The organism is Larkinella sp., assembly GCF_965227735.1.
Lineage (GTDB): Bacteria > Bacteroidota > Bacteroidia > Cytophagales > Spirosomataceae > Larkinella.
Genome location: NZ_OZ245776.1, coordinates 7,624,636 through 7,645,604 on the forward strand (window position 1 = coordinate 7,624,636; position 20,969 = coordinate 7,645,604).

The window sequence follows — 20,969 nt, forward strand, 5'->3', positions numbered from 1 at the left end:
TGATTATCGGGCCATCGCCGAATTAATAGTCATCTGTTAGTGCGAAAATAGGCTTATTCGTCTTCCATTTGCCGCGCGTAAAGTCCGGAATTTCAATCGGTTTGCTGCCTTTGGCGATGGATTCTTCCGAAAGGGGACTGATGGCGCTCCAAACCGCAGCGTCATACACGTCGATTGGGGGCGGCACTTTCCGCTTGACGGACTCGATGAAAGCCCGGATTACGAAAAAGTCGATTCCGCCGTGGCCCGCATTTTCGGCGGTTTGGGCGTGACGCTTCCAGATTGGGTGATCATATTGGTCCTGGTATTCTTTAAAAGGCTCCCACTGGTGCGGTTTGGCACTTTTTCCTTCAATATAAATGGTTTTGCCGTCGTCCATCCAGATGCCCTGGGTTCCCTGCGCCCGGAAGCCCAGCGAATAGGGGCGGGGTGAGTTCGTATCGTGCATAATGACGATGTTCTCGCCATTGGCACAGTTGATGACCGTCGTAACAATATCGCCCAGCTTGAAATTCACTTTGGCGTTCGGGTGATTGGCTCCGCCTTTGTCCACCACAAATTTGTGCAGACTCCGTGCTTTGGTGGCGGTGGACGTCAGGTACATAAACCGGTTGCCGCGATTGATGTCCAGCCAGTGAGCGACCGGCCCCAAACCGTGGGTAGGATACAGATCGCCGTTGCGGTCGACGGAATGCTGGGTCCGCCAGCGGGCTTCGGAATAGCCTTTGGCCCCGAATTCGACGCCTTCTTTGCCCATACCGCCATTGAACTTGACGGTCCGCAGGTCGTGCTGGTAGCCGCAGTGGGCATACAGCATTTCGCCGAACAGCCCCTGACGAATCATATTTAAAACCGCCATGACATCGCGCCGGTAGCAGACGTTCTCCAGAATCATGCAGGGCATCCCGCTTTTTTCCGACGCTTCGATCAGATCCCAGGATTCTTTCAGGGTAACCGTCGCCGACACCTCAACACCCGCGTATTTACCCGCTTTCATGGTGGCCACCGACATCGGCACGTGCCATTCCCAGGGTGTAGCAATCACGACGCCGTCGATGTCGTCGCGTTTGAGCATGTTCAGAAAATCTTCGTCTGTTTTGCCAAAAACCGCCGGCTCGGGTCGCCCGGCTTTGCTAATCATGGCTTTGGTGCGGTTGATCGCATCGGGATCGATGTCGCAAATGGCCGTAATCGCCACATCGTTCCGGTAAATGGCTTGATCGACATGGCTGCGGCCCCGGCCACCCACCCCGATAAAAGCCAGCCGGACTTTCTTGTCCTGGACCGGGGCACCGGTCAGAATGGTCGGAAACAAATGGGCGGAGGAAACGGTTGCGGCCGCAGAACGCAGAAAATGACGTCGATTCGTTTTCAAGGAGGTTCGGTCGTTAAGGGTTTGTTTAGGACTAAGCCGTAAAAAAAAGCAAAATATTGGTAGAGCCAAAAAAATGACGGGATTACTTGTGTTTTTAACTACAGAGTTGCCGACAGGCGTCTCAGGTAGACTTCATAATTTCTTAAAACCGCCGGTATATACGTATGAACCAAATCAGAAACCGGGCTGTTATCCCTGCGAAACTGACTGAAATTGCTTCCTGAAGGCGGATTATTCTACCGCTTGACGGCTCAAATGTGTTGCAGACATCCTTTCTGACGACATTTTGGTCGAGAATTAGTATCAATCGAAAAATCCGGGCGACCGGTTCTGACAGAATGGACAAAAAACGGGTAGCGGTGTTCCGCAAAGAACACTTCAACGCGGCTCATCGTCTCCACAATCCGGAATGGTCGGATGAAGAGAACAAACGGGTTTTTGGCAAGTGCAATAATCCTCATTACCACGGCCATAATTATGAACTGATTGTTCAGGTCACCGGCGAGGTGGACCCCGTCACGGGTTTCGTCATGGACATGAAATTGCTCAGTGATTTGATCAAAGACCGTGTTACGGACCAGTTTGACCACAAAAACCTCAATATAGATACGGAAGAATTTAAAACCCTCAATCCAACTGCCGAACATATTGCTATTGTTATTTACGATTCGCTGCGCAGTCAGCTAGATTCATCTCTGGATTTGAAAATTAGACTCTATGAAACCGAACGGAACTTCGTTGAATACCCGGTCTAACGGCCATCATCCTGCTTATGACCTGCTTCATGACATGACGGTCGATGAAATAGGCGATGACCACGTGGCGTCTTCCATCGAAACTCCGTTGCGTGACGATGCCTTTGACCTGAGCGATGAGGCAAAAGTGGACCTGATTGAAGACCATTTTCGCGACATCATGAACATTTTAGGCTTGGATTTAACCGATGACAGCCTGAAAGGCACACCCCGGCGCGTCGCTAAAATGTACGTCAAGGAAATTTTCAGCGGTCTCGATCCGGCGAAAAAACCGCAGGCGGCCTTGTTTGAAAATAAATACCAGTACAATGAAATGCTGGTGGAAAAAGGCATCACCGTCCATTCACACTGTGAACACCATTTTGTCCCGATCATCGGCCGCGCCCACGTGGCCTATATTTCGAGTGGTAAAGTGATTGGATTGTCAAAACTCAACCGCATTGTGCAGTATTTCGCCAAGCGCCCCCAGGTGCAGGAGCGGTTGACGGTGCAGATTGCCAATGAGTTGAAAACCGTGCTGGAAACTGAAGATGTGGCGGTGGTGATCGACGCCCGGCACCTGTGCGTTTCGATGCGCGGGGTTCAGGATGTCAACAGCTCGACGGTGACGGTGCATTACGGCGGCAAATTCAAGACCGACGAAGCCACCCGGCAGGAATTCCTGCGCCACGTCAGCGAACCAACCGCTGCGCTTTAATTAAAAGTACCTGCTCGATTTGATTTCGTCATCTACTTTTAACGAAGCTGTTTAAGATTTCACTCCCCTTCAAAATACAATAAATAGAAAGGGAATAGTAAATGAAAAATGATGAATACTAACTGTAAAAGTAGCTCCCAATCCAGCACTTTTACAGTTAGTATTCATCATTTTTCATTTACTATTCTTTTCCTATGCAATCCTAATCTAACTCAATTTTTAACTTATACCATTGTCCCTACGCGCTCCAGGAGCGCTTTTGTTTTTTTGATGCCTTCGTATTCGCTCAGGTTTGAGCCTTCGTATTCGATCCCGGCGATGCCTTTGAAACCGCTGTCTTTCACGATTTTCATCATGCGCATATAGTCGGTGTCCGTACAGTTGCCACTGGCGTCGAAATCGTGGGTTTTGGCACTGACGCCCTTGGCGAACGGCATCATTTCACCCACGCCCTTGTAGCGGTCGTATTCTTCCACACACTTGCCGCCCCATTCAGAATTGTCGCTGCGTTTGATGCAGAAATTGCCGAAATCGGGCAGAATACCCACGTTTTTCATGTTGACCTGCTTCATAACGCCCGTCAGCCACTGCCCGTTGGACGAGTAACTGCCGTGGTTTTCGACAATCACGTTGATGTTCATGGTTTTGGCAAATTCGCCCAGTTTTCCCAGTCCTTCCACGGCGGCTTTGGCCACTTCTTCTGCCGTTCCTTTTCCGAACGCATTGACCCGAATGGTTTTGCAGCCCAGTGTTTTGGCGCATTCGACCCAGGGCTTGTGTTTTTCAACGGCTTCGTTGCGTTTGGCCGCATCGGTTTCGCCCAGATAGCCCTCGCCGTCGATCATAATGAGGTGATTTCGAACTCCATTGTCTTTGCAGCGCATCATCAATTCTTTCAGATACGTCGCATCCTGCGCCTTGTCTTTGAAAAACTGGTTGACGTATTCGACGATATCGATGCCAAATTCATTTTTAGCGAGGGCGGGGAAGTCCAGATTCGTAATTTTTTTCTCGTTGAACAACGCCTTGTGCAGCGACCATTCGGCCAGCGAAATCTCAAAGAACGGTTTTTTTGCAGCGGCTTCGGCCAAAGCGGGAAGGGCAGATGCCGTGGCAGTCAGGACGCTGAGTTGTTTTAAAAAGGAGCGACGCGAAGTCATAGGTTAATCGTTTTAAATGGGTTAATCACGAAATTAGTACATGTATCAGGAGGAAAGATACTAAAATTTAACCACCAGCTGAATGGATTTTGAAATCAGTTCGGAATGCAATACATTTGCGGTGTATTATGTATCTAATACACTAGTACAGGTTGAGAGTAACCTCACAATGACCATTAACGTAACATTGACTACACCTTGTTAACCTTACTCGTATGTTCAGAAGCTTTTTGATTACGGCATTCAGGAATCTAAAAAAGAACAGATTATACGCTGTTATTAATTTACTGGGCCTGTCTCTCGGCGTTGCTTGTTGTATGGTTATTTTCGTAATCGTCAGATATGAAACTTCCTTTGATAAATATCACAGCAAATCGAGTCGAATTTACCGGGTGAACTTATACCAGCAAACTGAAAATGGAACCCAGTTTAATGGTTGTAATTATTCACCTTTGGCAGAGGCAATCCGAAAGGATGTTGCTGGGCTCGAAGAGGTGACCGGTGTCTATTGTCTACAAGTTTACCAGTTTTCCAGAGGAACCGATCTATTTGAAGATCAATACGCTTTTTTTGCTGATCAGCACTATTTTGATGTCTTTGATGTGAAGTGGATAGCTGGTAATAAAGCGGACGCGTTAACCAATCCGAATTCTGTGGTTGTTACGGATGTTTTCGCCGAAAAATTTCTTGGCGGAGCACGTGAAGCTTTAGGTAAAACGTTTATGTTGGAAAATAAGCTAAACCTGACTGTGTCGGGAATTGTTGAAGCTCCCCCTACCAACACGGATCATCCGTATAGTATTCTGATATCGTATCCGTCACTGGCCAGGTTTGTCCCAGACCAGGTCAATAATTGGGAAACAGTTGGTGCTGGAGCAACTTACGTGGTGTTTAACCACACCACGAAAAAGGATAAGATCGATAGTCAGTTCAAAAATGTTGTCAATAAATATCTGAGAGAAGACAGAGCGAAAAATACAACATTTTTTTTACTGCCCCTGGCAGATAACCACGACAGGAATTACGATTACACCAGTTTTACCTACGACTTCCCCGTACCGGCTATGACAATTCTGGCCATTATTGCCGGAATGATTGCGTTTATTGCCTGTATTAATTTTGTGAATTTGGCTACAGCCCAATCATTGAGAAGAGCCAGGGAGGTGGGCGTTAGAAAAACCATGGGCAGCAGTCGTCGTCAGCTCATTATACAGTATATGACTGAAGCTTTCATCATTACGTTGTTAGCTGTTGTTGTGGGATTGGTACTGTCAAGGGCAAGTTTAACGCAGCTTAATCAGACATACGGGGTAAATTACCAATTAAATCTTTTAAACGATCCCTCTACAGGGCTGTTTAGTGCCTGTGTGACTGTTTTTGTAACCTTTCTGGCTGGTTTTTATCCTTCCTTTATCCTATCAGGATACAAACCGGTTTTGGCACTGCAATCCCCAACTTTTATAGGAAAATCCAAAGGGCTCCCGATCCGAAGAGCCCTCGTTATTTCACAATTTGCCGCTGCACAGCTATTGATCATAGTAACGACCATTATGATCAATCAGGTCAGTCATTTCAAGGATCGTCCAACCCGTTTCGATCCAAAGAAAATGGTTGTGATTCCATCGCTTCGGGGGAATGAAAAGCAGCAACATCAGAAGCTGCGGTATGAATTACAAAAAGTCCCGGGTTTGGTTAACTACAGTTTTGGAAACGTGGGCAACGAAATGGGCGAAATCTATATCGACAAGCAAAAAAAACACGCTGGAATAATCAGCTATGCCGACACCTCATACATTCACACCTTTCGTATGGAATTGTTGGCGGGAAGGAATTTGTTTTCCGATACGGACGGAACTTCTTCGCAGGTCCTGGTCAACCAGGCTTTGATCAAGACGTTGGGCCTTGCAAATCCCGCATCCGCTGTTGGGAAAACCTATGTGTTGAGGGGAAAGATCGTTGTGATCCGAGGAGTCATCAGGGATTCTTATACACAGCCAATGAGCAATAAAGTTGATCCCGTAAGCATTCTGTTTAACCCACAGAAATTTACAGGCGTAGCGATGAGTATCTCCGCCAATAACGCATCTGAAACCCTGGCCGGTATAGAGAGGGCCTGGAAAAGCGTTTACCCGGATTACCTTTGCAAATACCAGTTTATGGATGATTCTTTGAACCGGGAGTATGGATCGTATAATGTAATGTTTTCCATTCTCGGAACCGCTTCTTTCCTGGCCATATTGATCGGATGCCTGGGTTTGTATGGATTAGTTTCCTTTATGGCGATACAGCGTACAAAAGAAATTGGGATTCGCAAAGTATTTGGGGCTACGATCTCGAATATCATGATGATGTTCACAAAAGAATCGGCAGTACTGATTATGATCTCTTTTGCAGTTGCCGCCCCACTAGCCCATTTTGTGAGTATCGGAATGTTGATGGAATTTCCTGAGCGCGTGGAGCCAGGAATAGGAATTTTCATAACTGGTTTTTTTGCTTCGCTGCTGATCGCACTGTTTACGGTAGGTTACCGCTCTTTTATTGCTGCCATTCAAAATCCTGCTGAAAGTCTCAAAAGTGATGGCTGAAAGATCCTGCAGACAGGAAGATCGGAAAAGCCGAATAGTTTCCGCTTGGTTTAGAATGCCGCTTGATAAATATCTATTTCCGGGAGATGTATAACTAAAGGATAACTAAAAAAGGAAAAAGGCCCTCAGCAGCGTGTGCGGGGGCCTTTTTAACCGAGATATGAATACAACCTGAATTAAGTATCTCATTTGAGCACTAAATTCTCACCGAAAATTACAAAAAAGTTGATAACGGCCAACTTTTTTAATCGGATTTTTGTGAAATTTTTTTGAAAAAGAACCGCATCAATTCGGCTCGGCTGCCGTAACAAAGTGTTTCTGGTTGGTCGAAATGTTGGCAATCGTCCATTCCACATCACCGGAGAATGCGTGAGCCCGCACCGGACAGTCGGCAATGCGGCAATAGTGGCAACATTCCGGCAAACACGGATCGACGTGAATGAAAATTTCCACTTCCGTGTCGATTTCCCGCTTCAGCACCTCTTCAAACTCGTGAACTTCCTGGTGAACCTGCGCCAGCGTCCAATAGTAAGGCAGTGTCAGGTGGCAGTCGATGTGCAGATCGGCCCCGTACCGCTGCACGCGCGTGTTGTGAATATCGATCCAGTTGCTGCGCTTGTGATTATTCAGAATGTTGAGAATGCGTTGCAAAAGGGCCAGGTCGGTTTCGTCCATCAAACCCGCCACCGAGTGCCGGATCAGGCCGAGGCCGTTGAAGATGATCACGCCCGACAGAATGAGCGATAACATGCCGTCGAACCAGGTCAACCCGGTGAGCCAGATGAGCCCAATGCCCACCACCACGATCAAACTGCTGAGGCTATCGACCAGCAGGTGACGGCCATCCGCGATGAGGGTGATCGAATTCGTAGCGCGCCCGTTTCGGATCAGCAGCCAGCCCACCAGCGCATTGGCCACCGTGGTCAGGGCGATCAGCGCCAGACCCCAGTCCAGGTTGGTGATGGATTGCGGATGTGAAAAGGATTGAATGGCCTGAAAAATGATGAAAAGCCCCGCCGAAAGAATTAATGCCCCTTCAAAACCGGAGGAGAAAAACTCAATTTTTCCGTGACCGTACGGGTGGTTTCGGTCGCGGGGCTGGCCGGAAAGGTAAATGCTGTATAGAGCAAACCCACTGGCAATCACGTTGATAATGGATTCGAGGGCATCCGTCAAAACCGCCGTGGACGACGTCAGCCACCAGGCCGTGAATTTGAGAATCATCAACGTCACACTCAGTCCCAATGAGATCGACATCCACTTATATTTGATTCGCTGACTGGGTTGCATGAAGCCGTTGGCTGGTTTATAGCCTGCAAAGGTAGCAAACTGTAAAGGATTTCTCTTTACATTTGCTGGTATGGAGTTTACGGAAAATCCCTGGAAAACGCTTACATCAACGGTTGTGTACGACAACAACTGGTTGAAAATCAGACACGAAGAGGTGGTTACCCCCGCCAACACACCCGGCATCTATGGGGTGGTCAGTTTCAAGAATAAAGCCGTGGTCGTGGTGCCCATCGATCAGGATGGGTATACCTATCTGGTAGGCCAATACCGCTATCCGCTCGATGAATATTCCTGGGAGGTGCCGGAAGGTGGTGCCCCCATTGGTACGGATATGCTGGAATCGGCCCGGCGCGAACTGAAGGAAGAAACCGGTCTGGAAGCTGAAAAGTGGACGATGATTGGTCGCATTCACACCTCCAACTCGGCCACCGACGAGGAAGGCTTTCTGTACATCGCGGAGCAACTGAGCCAGGGAGCGCACGAACCGGAAGAAACGGAACAATTGCAAATCCGGCGGGTTTCCTTAGCGGACGCTGTTGATATGGTGATGAATAGTGAAATTACCGATGCCCTCAGCGTCTGCGCCCTGCTGAAAGTAGCGCGCTTGAAACAGATCTGATCGCATGATGATTGAAGCTATTTTCTACGGTTTTATTGCGGGTATTCTGCTTTGCCTGACATTCGGAACCGTATTTTTTTCCCTAATGCAAAACAGTGTCGACAATGGCTACCGCTCGGGCATCAAGATTGCCTTTGGCGTAGTGGTTTGCGATGCCATTTTTGTCGTTTGTGCCTTGTTCGGTACGGCCTTTCTCCCTCAGATCGACGGTTTTGAGTTTTATCTAACGCTGTTCGGCGTGATTCTCCTGATGGCGATGGGCATTGCCAACCTCTTCAAAGGAACGCCCCGGCTGGCGTATCCGAAAACCCGCTTCGGTAATTTCCTCTACTATTTTACGACGGGGTTTGTGCTGAATGCCATCAATCCGATCAATTTTATAACCTGGGTCACGCTGGCGGCTTACCTGACCAATTCGCTTCACTACAGCCACCAGGAACGCTACGGTTTTATGATTGCCAGTCTGGTCAGTATCTTCCTGACCGAATCGGCTCTGGCGGTTTTTGCCCACAAATTGAAGCGGTTTTTTACGCCCAAAGTCGTATTGATCTTCAACCGGGTCACTGGTGTCGTCTTCATTTTCATTTCCCTGCAACTGGCCTGGACCCGGCTCTACGATCCGCTGATTGCGATGTTGAAGCAATAAGCTTTCTAACCCTGTCAGCGGTCGTAGACCCTGACAGCGGTTAAAAGGCTTATTGCTTAGTCAAGGTCCGGACGTAACCCTGTCAGCGGTCGTAGACCCTGACAGCGGTTAGAAGGCTTATTGCTTAGTCAAGGTCCGGACGTAACCCTGTCAGGGTCTACGACCGCTGACAGGGTTACGTCCGCGCAGCACCCACTTCGATGCCCTGCGTTTTCAGAAAACCTTCCCAGTCGGAGATCATGTTTTTCTTCAAAACCCGCGGAAATTTGTTCTGACCGCCCATTTTCCCCTTGGCTTCCATCCACTTATAGAACGTCGTGGCGGGTAACACGGTTACAAACACATCCTTGAGGGCGTGTCGACGTTCTACGGCGTAATCATCATTCAGTTCTTTCAATTTGGCGTCGATGAGGTTTTTCAAAACCGTTTCATCGACCGGGTCGTTGGTGCCAATGTACCAGTGGTGTGCGAAAAGGGTATCGTGGGAAATACCGGCGACCGTAAATTCCCGCACATCGATGTTGAGTTCCTGCGAAGCCAGTTCAACGGCTTTGTTCATGTTATCCACCGACAGGTGTTCCCCGCAAAGGCTCAGGAAGTGTTTGGTTCGTCCGGTAATGACGATCTCGCTGTGTTTTTTGGAAACGAACTTGATCGTGTCACCAATCAGATACCGCCAGGCTCCCGAACAGGTTGAAATCAGCAGGGCGTATTCCTTGCCTTCCTCCACTTCGTCGATCATCAGCGCCTGTGGTTTGTCGATCACCTCGCCGTCGGCATTGAAATTTTCGCCGTTGAACGGGATAAATTCGAAGAAAATGCCGTTGTCCAGCACCAACTGCATGCCTTCCGCATTGGGGTGCGTCTGGTAGGCAATGAAGCCCTCCGACGCCAGGTACGTTTCGATATAGGTGATCGGACGGGCCAGCAGGTGCTCAAAACCGTGCCGATAGGGTTCGAACGACACCCCGCCGTGGCAGAACACCATCAGATTCGGCCAGATGTCGTGAATGGTTTTGACCTTATAATGAGCAATGATTTTCTCCATCAGCAACTGAATCCAGGCCGGAACGCCCACCACAAAACCGATGTCCCACTGACTCGCCTGTTCCGTAATTTCGTCCAGCTTCAGGGCCCAGTCTCGTTCCTGCGCAATTTCTTTGCCCGGTTTATAAAACTGCTGGAACCAGAACGGAATCTGGCTGGCCGTAATTCCGCTCAAATCGCCTTCAAAATGGTTGTCACGGTAATTCAGCGTTGTGCTGCCGCCCAGCATCAGAAAGCCCTTTTCGTAGAGTTGCGAAGGCAGGTGCTGGTAACGGCCCAGGCTCAGAATTTGCCGGATGCTGGTTTTCTGAATCGCCTTCGACATGGTTTTCGTGACGGGAATGTATTTGGAAGCTGCTTCCGAGGTGCCGGAACTCAGCGCAAAATACTTCACCCGACCCGGCCAGCAGACGTTCTTCTCGCCATTGATCGACCGCTGCCACCAGTCCTTATAAATCTTGTTGTAATCATAAATGGGAACGATCTCCCGAAACTTGTTATAAAACGCCTTTTCGTCTTCGAAGAAAGCGGCATTCTCAATATCTTCAAACTGAAAAGCCTGTCCAAATTGCGTGTAACGGGCTTTCCCGATCAGCTTGACGAAGGTTTTCTTCTGTAATTTGAGGGCATTCAATTTTTTCCGCCGAACCACGTTGGTCAGCGAAATACCCCGTTTCAATAAGCTTCCTAATAAGGCCATAGGGCAAAATCGTTAGGATTGTTGTTTACCGGTTTCGAGCAGTTCATTCGGTTCAGCGGGCGCCGGGATGGCCGAATTCCGCTCGTTGATATTCCAGGATTTCATGGTTTCAATGATCTTGTAATCCGTCAGATCCAGTTGGCAGGGAACCACCGACGTGCAGTTTTGCGAGAGCGCGTATTCGTCGGTATCCTCGCCGGTGTCGTCATTGACAAATTTTCCGGACATCCAGAAGTAGCTCCGGCCGTAGGGATCCTGGCGTTGATCGAATTCTTCCTGCCAGCGCGCATCCGCCTGCCGACAGATCCGGATTTCCTGCAAGGGCTGTTCCGATTTGGCCGGAAAATTGACGTTCAGCGTAACGCCTTTGGGAATACCGTGTTCGAGAGCGTGTCCGGCAATTTTCAGGATATGGTCGTGGGTATGCGAGAAATCGGGTTCGTGGGCGTAATCGCAGAGCGAAAAACCGATTGCGGGAATGCCTTCGATGGCCGCTTCGATGGCCGCCGACATGGTTCCCGAATACAGCACACTGATGGACGTATTGCTGCCGTGATTGATGCCGCTCACCACCAGGTCCGGGCTGCGGTCTTTCAGCACAAAATGTTTCGCCAGCTTGACACAATCGGCGGGCGTCCCGGAGCATTCATAGGCGGGTGTTCCCGGATATAGGTCGACTTCGTTTAAGCGGAGGGGAGAGGCAATCGTGATGGCGTGACCCATGCCCGATTGTGGGCTGTTGGGTGCAACCACCACAACGTCACCCAGTTGTTTCATCAAACCCACCAGCGTTCGAATGCCGTGGGCAGTAATGCCATCATCGTTTGTGACTAGAATAAGCGGTTTTTGTTCCGACATGATACTTCGGTTTGCGTGTTTACTGGATGCCAAAGGTAAGGGTTTCGTCTCTTTTCCCGCTCGTCTCTCCTCTTTTCCGTTAATTTTGTACGGCTAAACCGTAAACTACATGTCACTCGAGTTCAAAACCGCAACGCTTTCCGACATCGAATCCATCATTGCCCTGCAGGAACAAATCTGGGAGCCCACCTACCGTGCCATTCTCGACCAGGAACAGATTACGTATATGTTTCAGGCCATTTATTCACAAGAGGCCCTCCGGGAACAAATGACCGTCGAAAAACAGGAGTTTATTCTGGCCTTTTCCAATCTGAAATTGACCGGTTTTGCGGCATTCTCGCGGAATGAAGCCGACGACGAGCGGTTTAAGTTACACAAAATCTACGTATTGCCGACCGAACAGGGCAAGGGAACTGGTCGGCTTTTGCTGGAGGAAGTCATCCGTCGGTGCCTGGCGGCTGGCGGAAACCGCCTGTATCTGAACGTAAACCGGTATAACAAAGCCCGGCAATTCTACGAACGGCTGGGCTTTGAAGTGGTCCGGGAAGAAGACATTCCGATTGGACCGTACTGGATGAATGATTTTGTGCTCGAAAAACCGTTAGTGACTCAGGGTTGATTGCTGACTCCGGTAGCCCAACAGGGGTGAATAGCCCCGGGTTTCCTTCGCGTAATAGCCGGTGCCGTCATAGGGGCGCAGGGCCGGATCCTGTTTGCAGGCATCCGCGCAGGTTCCCTGGTGTTCGGCTCCACACGCTTCGCAGAGCGTGACGTGGTTGTTGCAGGCCGGGCTGGCGCAGTTAATCATCCGGTCAGTGTGCGTTCCGCAGCGGAAACAGGTTGAAATGACCACCGGGTTCACCTGGTTGACATCCACGGCAACGCGGTTATCGAACACGTAACACTTGCCGTCAAAGTCTTCACCGCCTTCTTCAATGCCGTATTTGATAATACCGCCGTGAAGCTGGTAGACGTTCTCAAACCCCTGATCGAGCAGGTAGGCACTGGCTTTTTCGCACTTGATGCCGCCCGTGCAGTAGGTGATGATTTTCTTGTTTTTCAGGTGTTTGATTTCGTCCATGTGCTGCGGCAGCTCCCGCAGATTCTCCATGTCGAACGTAATGGCTCCTTTGAATTTGCCGACGGAATGTTCGTAATTGGACCGCATGTCGATCAGCACCACGTCTTCATCGTCCTTCATCTGCCGGAATTCCTCCGGTTCGAGGTGAATGCCGGTTTTTATGCGTGGGTCGACCGGCAGGTCGGAGTTGACGATCTCGTCTTTCAACCGCACGTTCAGTTTCTGAAACGCGTGGCTGGCGTAATCATCGACCTTGAATTCCAGGCTGTCAAACCGCGGGTCGGACTTCACAATCCGCATGTATTCGTCGCAATCGGCGGGCAAACCCGAAACCGTGCCGTTCAAACCCTCGGGCGCGATGATGATGCGGCCCAGTAAATTGAGCCGGATGCACAGCCGGTGGTGTTCATCCCGAAACTGCTCCGGGTTTTCAATGGTTGTATAGCAGTAATATAATAAAACGCGATAGGGCTTCATAACACAAACAATTCCTGTCACTGAATAACGCACAAAGATACAAAAAGTATCCCTGACGTCCACGTTTGGGTAACTGATGACCGCTATGCACATCGCGATAACCGGAAATATTGGGGCTGGCAAAACGACACTGGCCCATTTATTGGGCAATCATTATGGGTGGGAAGTCCTGAAAGAAGCCGTCGATGATAATCCGTATCTGGTGGATTTCTACGAAGATATGAGCCGCTGGTCGTTCAACCTCCAGATTTATTTTCTGAACAGCCGGTTTGAGCAGATGCTGACGATCAATACCGGAAACCGATCGGTGGTGCAGGATCGAACGATTTATGAGGATGCCTCCATTTTTGCCCGCAACCTGCACGAGAGCGGTTTGATGAGCCCGCGCGATTACCAGACCTACCGCCGGGTGTTTGAAAACATGCTGGAACTGGTTCGGCCGCCGGATCTGATGATTTACCTGCGCGCGGATATTCCCAAGCTGCGGGAGCAGATCCGCAAGCGGGGCCGGGACTATGAGAAATCCATTAGCCCGGATTATCTGGCGAATTTAAACCGGTATTACGAAGCCTTCACCGCCGACTACACCGCTGGAAAGTTGCTGGTAGTCGACGTTAATGAGTTGGATTATGTAAACCATCCGGACGACTTACGGGCGGTTATTGAGCGGATTGATCGGGTATTGGGTGTAAGTTGACAGTCAGGCAGTCACCTCGGCTCTCATCAGCCCGTCGTCCAGTGGTTGCATCAGCTCCCTGATTTCGGCTTTAGTCAGATCCGGGTCAAGCCAGCGTCGTTCTTCTTCGCGGCTCAGAATGAGCGGCATGCGCTTTTTGGTGTTGTGGATGTATTCCATCAGTGGGTTGGCTTTCGTGGTTACAATCGAGAACGTCGGCTGGTTTTTCCAGACCGAATAAATGCAGCCCAGCGCAAACGGTTTTTGGTCCGTTACGGTGATGTAATACGGAATTTTCTGTTTCCCTTCGTGACGCCATTCATAAAAACCGTCGATCAGCAGCAGGCAGCGTTTGGAACCGATGCTATCGCGGAAAGACGGTTTTTCGAAAATTGTATCTTCCCGCGCATTCAAAGTCATGTTGGACAATTCGGCGGCCTTATCTTCTGTGACCCAGGCGGGTAGTAATCCCCACTGAAAAAGCTGAATTTCCTGCGGATTTTTCTGAGTAATCACGGGTAAAAGGGGATGGGCAAAACCGGAAATTTTCCCGACAGGAATATAGCTGTCCGGGTAACGGGTAATTTTATTCAATTTAGCCAACTCGACAAGTTCAGTTAGGGCGTGGACGGAATAACACATAAGGAAAAATGGACGTTGAGTACTCTCAAGATACAAAAAATCTCATAAAGGAAGAAGAATAAGGCGGGCCGTACGCTGGAAAAGTAGGGGGGAAGGCTAAAAAAAAGCACCGTAAAAATAGCTAGTGGTCAATCCCGAAAATCAGGATCAATTTTTGTTAGACATAGCAATTATCAGACAGCTATATAAAGTATCTAAGAATAAACCTATATTGCACTTTTAGAATCTCTGGGCCTTTTCATGAAAATCTTTATTCTCTCGCTGCTGGCCTTTTTCCTGGTTTCTTCCGTTTCCGTAGCCCAGACGGGGCCGGTACGGTTTAAGCACATTACCACCCATGACGGACTTTCCCAAAGCAATGTCACCTGTATTATTCAGGATCAGCAGGGCTTTATGTGGTTTGGGACGCAGGATGGACTCAATCTCTACGACGGTTATTCATTTACGGTGTACCGTAATGATCCGCATCGGCACAACAGCCTGAGTGATAATTACATTCGCTCCCTCTATGAAGACCTGCAGGGCCGCTTGTGGGTCGGAACCGACGCCGGAGGCTTGTGTTTATTTGATAGAAAAACCGGGGGCTTTACATCGTACAAACGGATTGAGCGAGATTCTAAAAGCTTGAACAACAACCGGGTAACTGCCATTGCCGAAGACCGGAGCGGCCATCTCTGGATCGGCACCGACGGGGGACTCAACCGGTTCAATCCCGTCGACCACACCTTTACGAACTATAGCCACCAACCCGGTGTTCCCGGCAGTTTGAGCAGTGATTTGGTTCAGGACGTGGTGATCGACCGCGCGGGCCGGATCTGGGTATCGACTTTTGGCGGAGGGCTCAACCGGCTGGATACCACCACGCAAAGGTTTCAGCACTATGAAAACCGCCCCGCCGATCCGTCATCGCTGAGCCACAACAAACTTCGGCAACTGTTTGAGGATTCGAAGGGGCAACTCTGGATTGCTACGGAAGGGGGTGGGCTCAACCGGCTGAATCCCGATCAGGAAACCTTCACGCGGTATCAGCACAACCCGGCCAATCCGGGTACCATTAGTCACAATGACCTGAATTCGCTCGGAGAAGATCGCCACGGGAATTTATGGATCGGAACCGAAAACGGCGGCATCAGTGTGCTCAATAAAAACCGCACCATGTTTACCCGGTATCTGTACGACGAAAACCAGGAAGATGGCATCAATGATGCGTCGGTGTATGCCATTTGCCGGGACCGAAGCGGCAACATGTGGATTGGTACGTTTAACCAGGGAATCAATTTTCTGGATCACCAGCCAGCCAAGTTTGTGCTCTACAGGCGGGATAAAAATAATCCGAATACGCTGAACAACACCAACATCATGTCGATGCTGGTGGACCCGCAGGGCAATCTGTGGATGGGAACGGATGGGGGCGGTTTGAACGTCCTGATGAAAGCCACGCAAAAATACCAGTACTACAAACACAGCCCGACCGATCCGAACAGTGTAGGCAGTAACTTTATCATGAGTGTCTATCAGGATTCCGACAACGATATTTGGGTGGGAAATTACAAGGGAGGGCTGAGTTTGTTCAATCAATCGACCGGCACGTTCACCAATTTCCGGCAAACCAACAATGCTAAAGGACTTAGTCATGAAACGGTTTGCACCATCATCGAGGGAAAAAAAGGAGAAATCTGGCTGGGAACGCTGGGTAGCGGGATCAGCCGGTACGACAAAAAAAACGGTCAGTTCACGCACTTCCGGCCTGACCCGGCCCGGCCCGGCAGCATCAGCGAGGGCTACATCAGTTCACTCTGCTACGACCGCACCGGCACCTTGTGGGTAGGGACGGAAGGCGGTGGTCTAAACCGGCTCAATCCCGACACCGGCACTTTTACGGTGTACCGGCACGACCGGCAGGTGGCCGGTACGATTAGCCACAATTTGATCAACAGCCTGTATGAAGACCCCACCGGCAAGCTCTGGGTGGGCACCAACGGCGGTTTGAACCGGTTCGACCCACAAAAACAAACTTTTGTGGCTTTCCGAACGAAAAACGGACTGACCAACGAAGTGATTCGCGCCATTACCAGCGATCGGCGCGGAAACATCTGGATCAGCACCAACAAAGGACTCGCCCGCTTCGATCCGAAAAACCAGACGTTTCGCAATTATGACGCCGGCGATGGGCTGCAACGGGGTTTTTTCAACCGCATGTCGGTTTTCAAAACAAAGCAGGGCGACCTGTACTTCGGGGGCATCGGGGGCATGAACGCATTTTCGCCCGATAGTCTGCGGGACAATCCCGACGTTCCACCGGTTTATATCACGAGCCTGCACGTTTTCGACCAGCCCGTCTGGCTCCGGTCGAACAAAATCAGCCTTTCGGCCGAGCAATCGACGCTTACTTTCGAATTTGCTGCTTTAAATTATTCCCTTCCCGAAAAAAACCAGTATGCCTACAAACTGGAAGGGTTTGATCAGAACTGGAACTACAAAAATCACAAACGGGTGGTTACCTACACCAACCTCGACCCCGGTTTTTACACCTTCCGGGTGAAGGCATCCAACAACGACGGTGTCTGGAATGAACGCGGAACCGCCTTCCGGGTCATGATTAAACCGCCGTTCTGGCAAACCTGGTGGTTCGGATCGCTGATGGCCCTGGCGTTTCTGGCCAGCCCCAACCTCATTATCCGCTGGCGAACCCGGGCGCTCAAAGCTCAAAAAGAGAAACTGGAGGAAATCGTGACCGAGCGGACGGCTCAGGTGCTTTACCAAAAGGAAGAGTTGCAATCCCAGTCGGAACATTTGCAGGCCCTTGTCGAAGAGATTCACGAACAGCAGATACAGGAAAAAAAGGCCCGGGAAGAAGCAGAGCAAGCCAACCAGGCCAAGAGCGTTTTTCTGGCCACGATGAGCCACGAAATCCGGACGCCCATGAACGGTGTGCTGGGCATGACCTATTTGCTGCAGGAAACGGAGTTGTCGGAAGAACAGCACGAATACGTCGATACCATTCACCAGTGCGGAACCAACCTGTTGGGCGTAATCAACGACATTCTTGACTTTTCCAAGATCGAATCCGGGAGTCTGGAACTGGAAGAAGGTGACATCGACCTGCTCCATTGCGTGGAGGACGTTCTGGATTTGTTTGCCGGAAAAGCCGCCGAAAACGGGCTGGACCTGGTCTACCAGTTTGAACACACGGTTCCCCTCCACGTGATTGGGGACGGATTGCGGCTGCGTCAGATTCTGATCAATCTGGTCGGGAATGCGGTTAAATTCACCCACAAAGGCGAGGTGTTTGTGCGGGCCGACGTTCGTCAGCGCATCAACGACAACGAGCTGGAACTGGCCTTTCAGGTGCGGGATACGGGCATCGGCATTCCCGAAGACAAACGGCAGCGGCTTTTCAAGGCGTTCTCCCAGGTCGATTCATCCATGACCCGGCGCTACGGCGGGACGGGTTTGGGGCTGGCCATCAGCGAGCGGCTGGTCAAGTTGATGGGTGGCACAATCGACGTCGAAAGCGAGGAGGGACGGGGTACCACCTTTACCTTTACGGTTCGTTGCCGCGTCAGTCAACAGGCCAAGCGGCATTACATTTTATTCAATACTGCCGAAAACGAGGGGAAACGGGTGCTGGTGGTCGATGATAACCAGACTAATCTGACCATTCTGAAATCGCAGCTTGAGCAGTGGAAGCTGGTTCCGGTTACGGCCTTGTCGGGCGTCCAGGCGCTGGCACTTCTGTCGGCCAATCCGTTGTTTCAACTGGTTGTTACCGACATGCAGATGCCGGGAATGAACGGGGTGGAACTGGCCCGGAACATCCGGATGCAGCATCCCCGGCTGCCGATCATTTTGCTGAGTTCGGTGGGTGAAGAAACCCGGAAATCGTATCCGGATCTTTTTTCGGCGATATTGACCAAGCCCATCCGTCAGCAGCAGCTTTTCGATCTGGTGCAACGGCAACTGAAACAGCCCGACGAAAACCAGTCGACGGTTTTCCGGCCCGTGCAGCATAGTTTGTCCGAGGAGTTTGCCCGGCAAAACCCCCTCGATATTCTGGTTGCGGAGGATTATCTGGCCAATCAGAAACTCATTCTGAATATTCTAAGCAAGTTGGGGTATCAGCCCGATCTGGCCCAAAACGGAAGCGAAGTGCTGGACATGTTGCAGAAAAAACCGTATGATGCCATCCTGATGGATGTTCAGATGCCGGAAATGAACGGTCTGGAAGCTACCCGGCGCATTCGCCGACAGGCTGGTCCGCAGCCCATTATCATCGCGATGACGGCCAATGCCATGAAAGAAGATGAACAGGAATGTCTGGAAGCCGGCATGGACGATTACATCTCCAAACCGCTTTTGCTCGATGTGCTGAAAACCGCTCTGGAAAAAGCGTCGGTTCGGCGGCAGCAGCGGGTGTAGGATACATCTGGCAAACGGGCAGCAGAAGATAAGCTTAAGAAAAATTAATCTAATCTTCAGTCAACCTTTATGCTCCCCCGATACTTTCGCTGGCACCAACCGGCTAGTATATTCTGTACAGTTTCAGACCAATTTATTCACTAGACGGGTAAGAATCAGTATCTAATCCGTCCAGTGTATGAAATTTAGTTTACTGTCTGGTTGTATTTTCAGCCTCTTGAGTACGATTGCCGCTGGTCAGCAGGTCGACTGTGGAAACATTGGATTTGAGCAAGGCACAACCACCGGCTGGTTACTGACCAACGGTAAGGTTGCCAACGACGGTCAGAATGTTATTTTCCAGCAGGAGACCGTGGGAACGCTGGAAGCTGGGCATCGGATTACCAGCCTGAGCGACGGAAATGATCCCAGGATCACGGCCGAAGCCATTCCGATGGTTGCGCCCGGCAGTACCCATTCCATTCGGATCGGTAATGTGACCCGGGGCAGCCGTTTCGATCGCATCAAAACCTCCTTTGTTGTTTCGGCAGAAAATACACTGTTCCAGTACAAACTAGCGGTTGTTCTTCAGAATGCCAACCACGAAGCGTACGAAAAACCGGGTTTTACCATTCGCATCACCGACCGCGACGGACAGGAGTTGCCCTGTAGCTTTTATGATGTCCAGGTGTCGGCCGCAGGAACCGTCGACGGCTTCAAAACGCAGGGTGACATTCAATACCGCAACTGGACCGTGGGCGCGATGGATCTCAGCAACTACATTGGCAAAACCATCACGGTGGAAGTTACCGCCCACGGCTGCACACACAACGGTCATTTTGGATACGCGTATTTCGATGCCCAGTGTCTTAAATCGGAAATCATTCAGGTGTCAGCCTGCCCCGACGCGGAGGGCTATGTGGTTTTGAAAGCACCGGACGGTTTTGAAAAATATACCTGGAACACCGGCCAGACCACCGCATCGATTCGGGCCAAACCGGTTCCGGGGCAGAAATACTGGGTCAAACTCGTGCCCTACTCCAGTTTGAATGCTTCCTGCGAACTTCAGTTGGATCATCAGATCAAATTTCAGGCGGTTGAAACCCAGGTGATCAAATCAATCTGCGCGGGCGATGGATTTGCCGTGGGCGATACGGTATACCGGACCAGCGGACAATTCACCCGGAAAGTTAATCGGAATGCGGTTTGCGATAGCACCGTTCATCTCTCACTGGTCGTGCATCCCATCCAACAATCCAGTCAGCAGGTGACGATTTGCGAAGGCGGGAAGCTAACGGTCGGTGATTCAACCTATCAGTTGCCAGGCACGTATGTCTATGCGTTCAAAAGCGTTGCCGGTTGCGATAGTCTGGTCACTACATACCTGTCCGTCAACAAACTGGATGTGACGTTAACTGCTAATACCCTTATCGTTCGGGGCGACAGTACCTTGCTGCAACCCCTGGTGACTCCTTCCGGCTCTTATTCTTATCGGTGGGAGCCGCCCGGCGGATTGAGTTGCACCACCTGCGCCCAACCCTGGGCTCACCCATCGGCTACGACACAATACCGGTTGCTGGTAACTGATTCCGACCAGGTTTGCCAACGCAGACTGGCCACAACCGTAACCGTAATTCCCTGTGCAATTCAAACGCCAAGCGCGTTTTCGCCCAATGCTGACCGGCTGAATGATTACTTTTTCATCAAGGAAAACCGTTGTGTAAAACAGGTACGTGAGATGAGTGTCTTCAACCGGTGGGGGGAAGTTATTTACCACAAAAAAGATTTTGTTCCCACGGATCCGGGGGCGGGCTGGGATGGCATGTATCAGGGGCAGCGGGCGCTGACGGGGGTCTACACATATACGTTCCGGATCGAACTGAACAATGGCGATCTGATTACCCACAATGGGTTTGTTCACTTGATTCGCTAGGAGCCAAGTCGCTCCCCGGGATATCGAATC

The 20,969-nt window shown here is 50.4% G+C and carries 16 protein-coding genes; 9 read left to right on the forward strand and 7 right to left on the reverse strand.

Features of this window, described 5'->3' with window-relative positions; all coding sequences use genetic code 11:
* Positions 1-22: 22 nt before the first annotated feature.
* Positions 23-1,315, reverse strand: coding sequence for a Gfo/Idh/MocA family protein (locus ACO064_RS30240; RefSeq protein ID WP_421831083.1), 1,293 nt, complete (start codon positions 1,313-1,315; stop codon positions 23-25).
* A gap of 398 nt (positions 1,316-1,713) precedes the next feature.
* Between ACO064_RS30240 and ACO064_RS30245 the strand changes: the two genes are divergently transcribed.
* Positions 1,714-2,130, forward strand: coding sequence for a 6-carboxytetrahydropterin synthase (locus ACO064_RS30245; protein ID WP_421830896.1), 417 nt, complete (start codon positions 1,714-1,716; stop codon positions 2,128-2,130).
* Positions 2,093-2,827, forward strand: coding sequence for a GTP cyclohydrolase I FolE (gene folE / locus ACO064_RS30250; RefSeq protein ID WP_421830897.1), 735 nt, complete (start codon positions 2,093-2,095; stop codon positions 2,825-2,827). The genes ACO064_RS30245 and folE overlap by 38 nt, the downstream gene beginning before the upstream one ends.
* Positions 2,828-3,051: 224 nt before the next feature.
* Here the strand turns inward: folE and ACO064_RS30255 are convergent, their stop codons facing one another.
* Positions 3,052-3,987, reverse strand: a complete 936-nt coding sequence (locus ACO064_RS30255) for a sugar phosphate isomerase/epimerase family protein (protein WP_421830898.1) — start codon at positions 3,985-3,987, stop codon at positions 3,052-3,054.
* Positions 3,988-4,202: 215 nt separating this feature from the next.
* Between ACO064_RS30255 and ACO064_RS30260 the strand changes: the two genes are divergently transcribed.
* Complete coding sequence (locus ACO064_RS30260; protein ID WP_421830899.1) at positions 4,203-6,572, forward strand: ABC transporter permease; 2,370 nt, start codon at positions 4,203-4,205, stop codon at positions 6,570-6,572.
* Positions 6,573-6,857: 285 nt separating this feature from the next.
* Here ACO064_RS30260 and ACO064_RS30265 read toward each other — a convergent pair whose 3' ends face one another.
* Positions 6,858-7,862: a cation diffusion facilitator family transporter gene (locus tag ACO064_RS30265; RefSeq protein WP_421830900.1), complete on the reverse strand. Its 1,005-nt coding sequence runs from the start codon at positions 7,860-7,862 to the stop codon at positions 6,858-6,860.
* Positions 7,863-7,932: 70 nt separating this feature from the next.
* On the opposite strand from ACO064_RS30265, the gene ACO064_RS30270 reads away from it, so the two are divergent.
* Together ACO064_RS30270 and ACO064_RS30275 are read left to right on the forward strand one after the other, a co-directional pair.
* Entirely contained in the window at positions 7,933-8,481 is a 549-nt protein-coding gene (locus ACO064_RS30270; RefSeq protein WP_421830901.1) for an NUDIX domain-containing protein, read from the forward strand.
* Between the two features lie 4 nt (positions 8,482-8,485).
* Positions 8,486-9,127 carry a LysE family translocator gene (locus ACO064_RS30275; RefSeq protein ID WP_421830902.1) on the forward strand — a complete coding sequence of 214 codons (642 nt, stop codon included), beginning with the start codon at positions 8,486-8,488 and terminating at the stop codon, positions 9,125-9,127.
* A 175-nt stretch (positions 9,128-9,302) separates the two neighbouring features.
* Here ACO064_RS30275 and ACO064_RS30280 read toward each other — a convergent pair whose 3' ends face one another.
* Together ACO064_RS30280 and surE are read right to left on the reverse strand one after the other, a co-directional pair.
* Positions 9,303-10,874 carry a GH3 auxin-responsive promoter family protein gene (locus tag ACO064_RS30280; protein ID WP_421830903.1) on the reverse strand — a complete coding sequence of 524 codons (1,572 nt, stop codon included), beginning with the start codon at positions 10,872-10,874 and terminating at the stop codon, positions 9,303-9,305.
* Positions 10,875-10,886: 12 nt separating this feature from the next.
* Positions 10,887-11,732, reverse strand: coding sequence for a 5'/3'-nucleotidase SurE (gene surE / locus ACO064_RS30285; RefSeq protein WP_421830904.1), 846 nt, complete (start codon positions 11,730-11,732; stop codon positions 10,887-10,889).
* Positions 11,733-11,841: 109 nt separating this feature from the next.
* Here surE and ACO064_RS30290 point away from each other — a divergent pair, with 109 nt between their 5' ends.
* Positions 11,842-12,351 carry a GNAT family N-acetyltransferase gene (locus ACO064_RS30290; RefSeq protein ID WP_421830905.1) on the forward strand — a complete coding sequence of 170 codons (510 nt, stop codon included), beginning with the start codon at positions 11,842-11,844 and terminating at the stop codon, positions 12,349-12,351.
* Here the strand turns inward: ACO064_RS30290 and ACO064_RS30295 are convergent.
* The gene (locus ACO064_RS30295; RefSeq protein WP_421830906.1) at positions 12,334-13,290 is read right to left on the reverse strand and encodes a rhodanese-related sulfurtransferase; all 957 of its coding nucleotides are present in this window, start codon (positions 13,288-13,290) and stop codon (positions 12,334-12,336) included. The two genes, ACO064_RS30290 and ACO064_RS30295, sit on opposite strands and share 18 nt — an antisense overlap.
* 85 nt (positions 13,291-13,375) lie before the next feature.
* Between ACO064_RS30295 and ACO064_RS30300 the strand changes: the two genes are divergently transcribed.
* Entirely contained in the window at positions 13,376-13,987 is a 612-nt protein-coding gene (locus ACO064_RS30300) for a deoxynucleoside kinase (protein ID WP_421830907.1), read from the forward strand.
* Between the two features lie 3 nt (positions 13,988-13,990).
* Here the strand turns inward: ACO064_RS30300 and ACO064_RS30305 are convergent, their stop codons facing one another.
* Entirely contained in the window at positions 13,991-14,482 is a 492-nt protein-coding gene (locus tag ACO064_RS30305) for an SOS response-associated peptidase (RefSeq protein ID WP_421830908.1), read from the reverse strand.
* Positions 14,483-14,848: 366 nt separating this feature from the next.
* Here ACO064_RS30305 and ACO064_RS30310 point away from each other — a divergent pair, with 366 nt between their 5' ends.
* Positions 14,849-19,027, forward strand: coding sequence for a two-component regulator propeller domain-containing protein (locus tag ACO064_RS30310; protein WP_421830909.1), 4,179 nt, complete (start codon positions 14,849-14,851; stop codon positions 19,025-19,027).
* A 178-nt stretch (positions 19,028-19,205) separates the two neighbouring features.
* A complete protein-coding gene (locus ACO064_RS30315) occupies positions 19,206-20,939 on the forward strand; it encodes a gliding motility-associated C-terminal domain-containing protein (RefSeq protein ID WP_421830910.1) in 1,734 nt (577 codons plus the stop codon).
* The last annotated feature ends 30 nt before the right edge of the window (positions 20,940-20,969 follow it).

What these genes read in the sequence shown, in the direction of transcription:
- ACO064_RS30290 (WP_421830905.1), top strand. Translation starts at nt 11,842, where the DNA reads ATGTCACTCGAGTTCAAAACCGCAACGCTTTCCGACATCGAATCCATC.
- ACO064_RS30280 (WP_421830903.1), bottom strand. Translation starts at nt 10,874, where the DNA reads ATGGCCTTATTAGGAAGCTTATTGAAACGGGGTATTTCGCTGACCAAC.
- ACO064_RS30245 (WP_421830896.1), top strand. Translation starts at nt 1,714, where the DNA reads ATGGACAAAAAACGGGTAGCGGTGTTCCGCAAAGAACACTTCAACGCG.
- folE (WP_421830897.1), top strand. Translation starts at nt 2,093, where the DNA reads ATGAAACCGAACGGAACTTCGTTGAATACCCGGTCTAACGGCCATCAT.
- ACO064_RS30255 (WP_421830898.1), bottom strand. Translation starts at nt 3,987, where the DNA reads ATGACTTCGCGTCGCTCCTTTTTAAAACAACTCAGCGTCCTGACTGCC.
- ACO064_RS30265 (WP_421830900.1), bottom strand. Translation starts at nt 7,862, where the DNA reads ATGCAACCCAGTCAGCGAATCAAATATAAGTGGATGTCGATCTCATTG.
- ACO064_RS30295 (WP_421830906.1), bottom strand. Translation starts at nt 13,290, where the DNA reads ATGAAGCCCTATCGCGTTTTATTATATTACTGCTATACAACCATTGAA.
- ACO064_RS30270 (WP_421830901.1), top strand. Translation starts at nt 7,933, where the DNA reads ATGGAGTTTACGGAAAATCCCTGGAAAACGCTTACATCAACGGTTGTG.
- surE (WP_421830904.1), bottom strand. Translation starts at nt 11,732, where the DNA reads ATGTCGGAACAAAAACCGCTTATTCTAGTCACAAACGATGATGGCATT.
- ACO064_RS30300 (WP_421830907.1), top strand. Translation starts at nt 13,376, where the DNA reads ATGCACATCGCGATAACCGGAAATATTGGGGCTGGCAAAACGACACTG.
- ACO064_RS30310 (WP_421830909.1), top strand. Translation starts at nt 14,849, where the DNA reads ATGAAAATCTTTATTCTCTCGCTGCTGGCCTTTTTCCTGGTTTCTTCC.
- ACO064_RS30260 (WP_421830899.1), top strand. Translation starts at nt 4,203, where the DNA reads ATGTTCAGAAGCTTTTTGATTACGGCATTCAGGAATCTAAAAAAGAAC.
- ACO064_RS30275 (WP_421830902.1), top strand. Translation starts at nt 8,486, where the DNA reads ATGATGATTGAAGCTATTTTCTACGGTTTTATTGCGGGTATTCTGCTT.
- ACO064_RS30315 (WP_421830910.1), top strand. Translation starts at nt 19,206, where the DNA reads ATGAAATTTAGTTTACTGTCTGGTTGTATTTTCAGCCTCTTGAGTACG.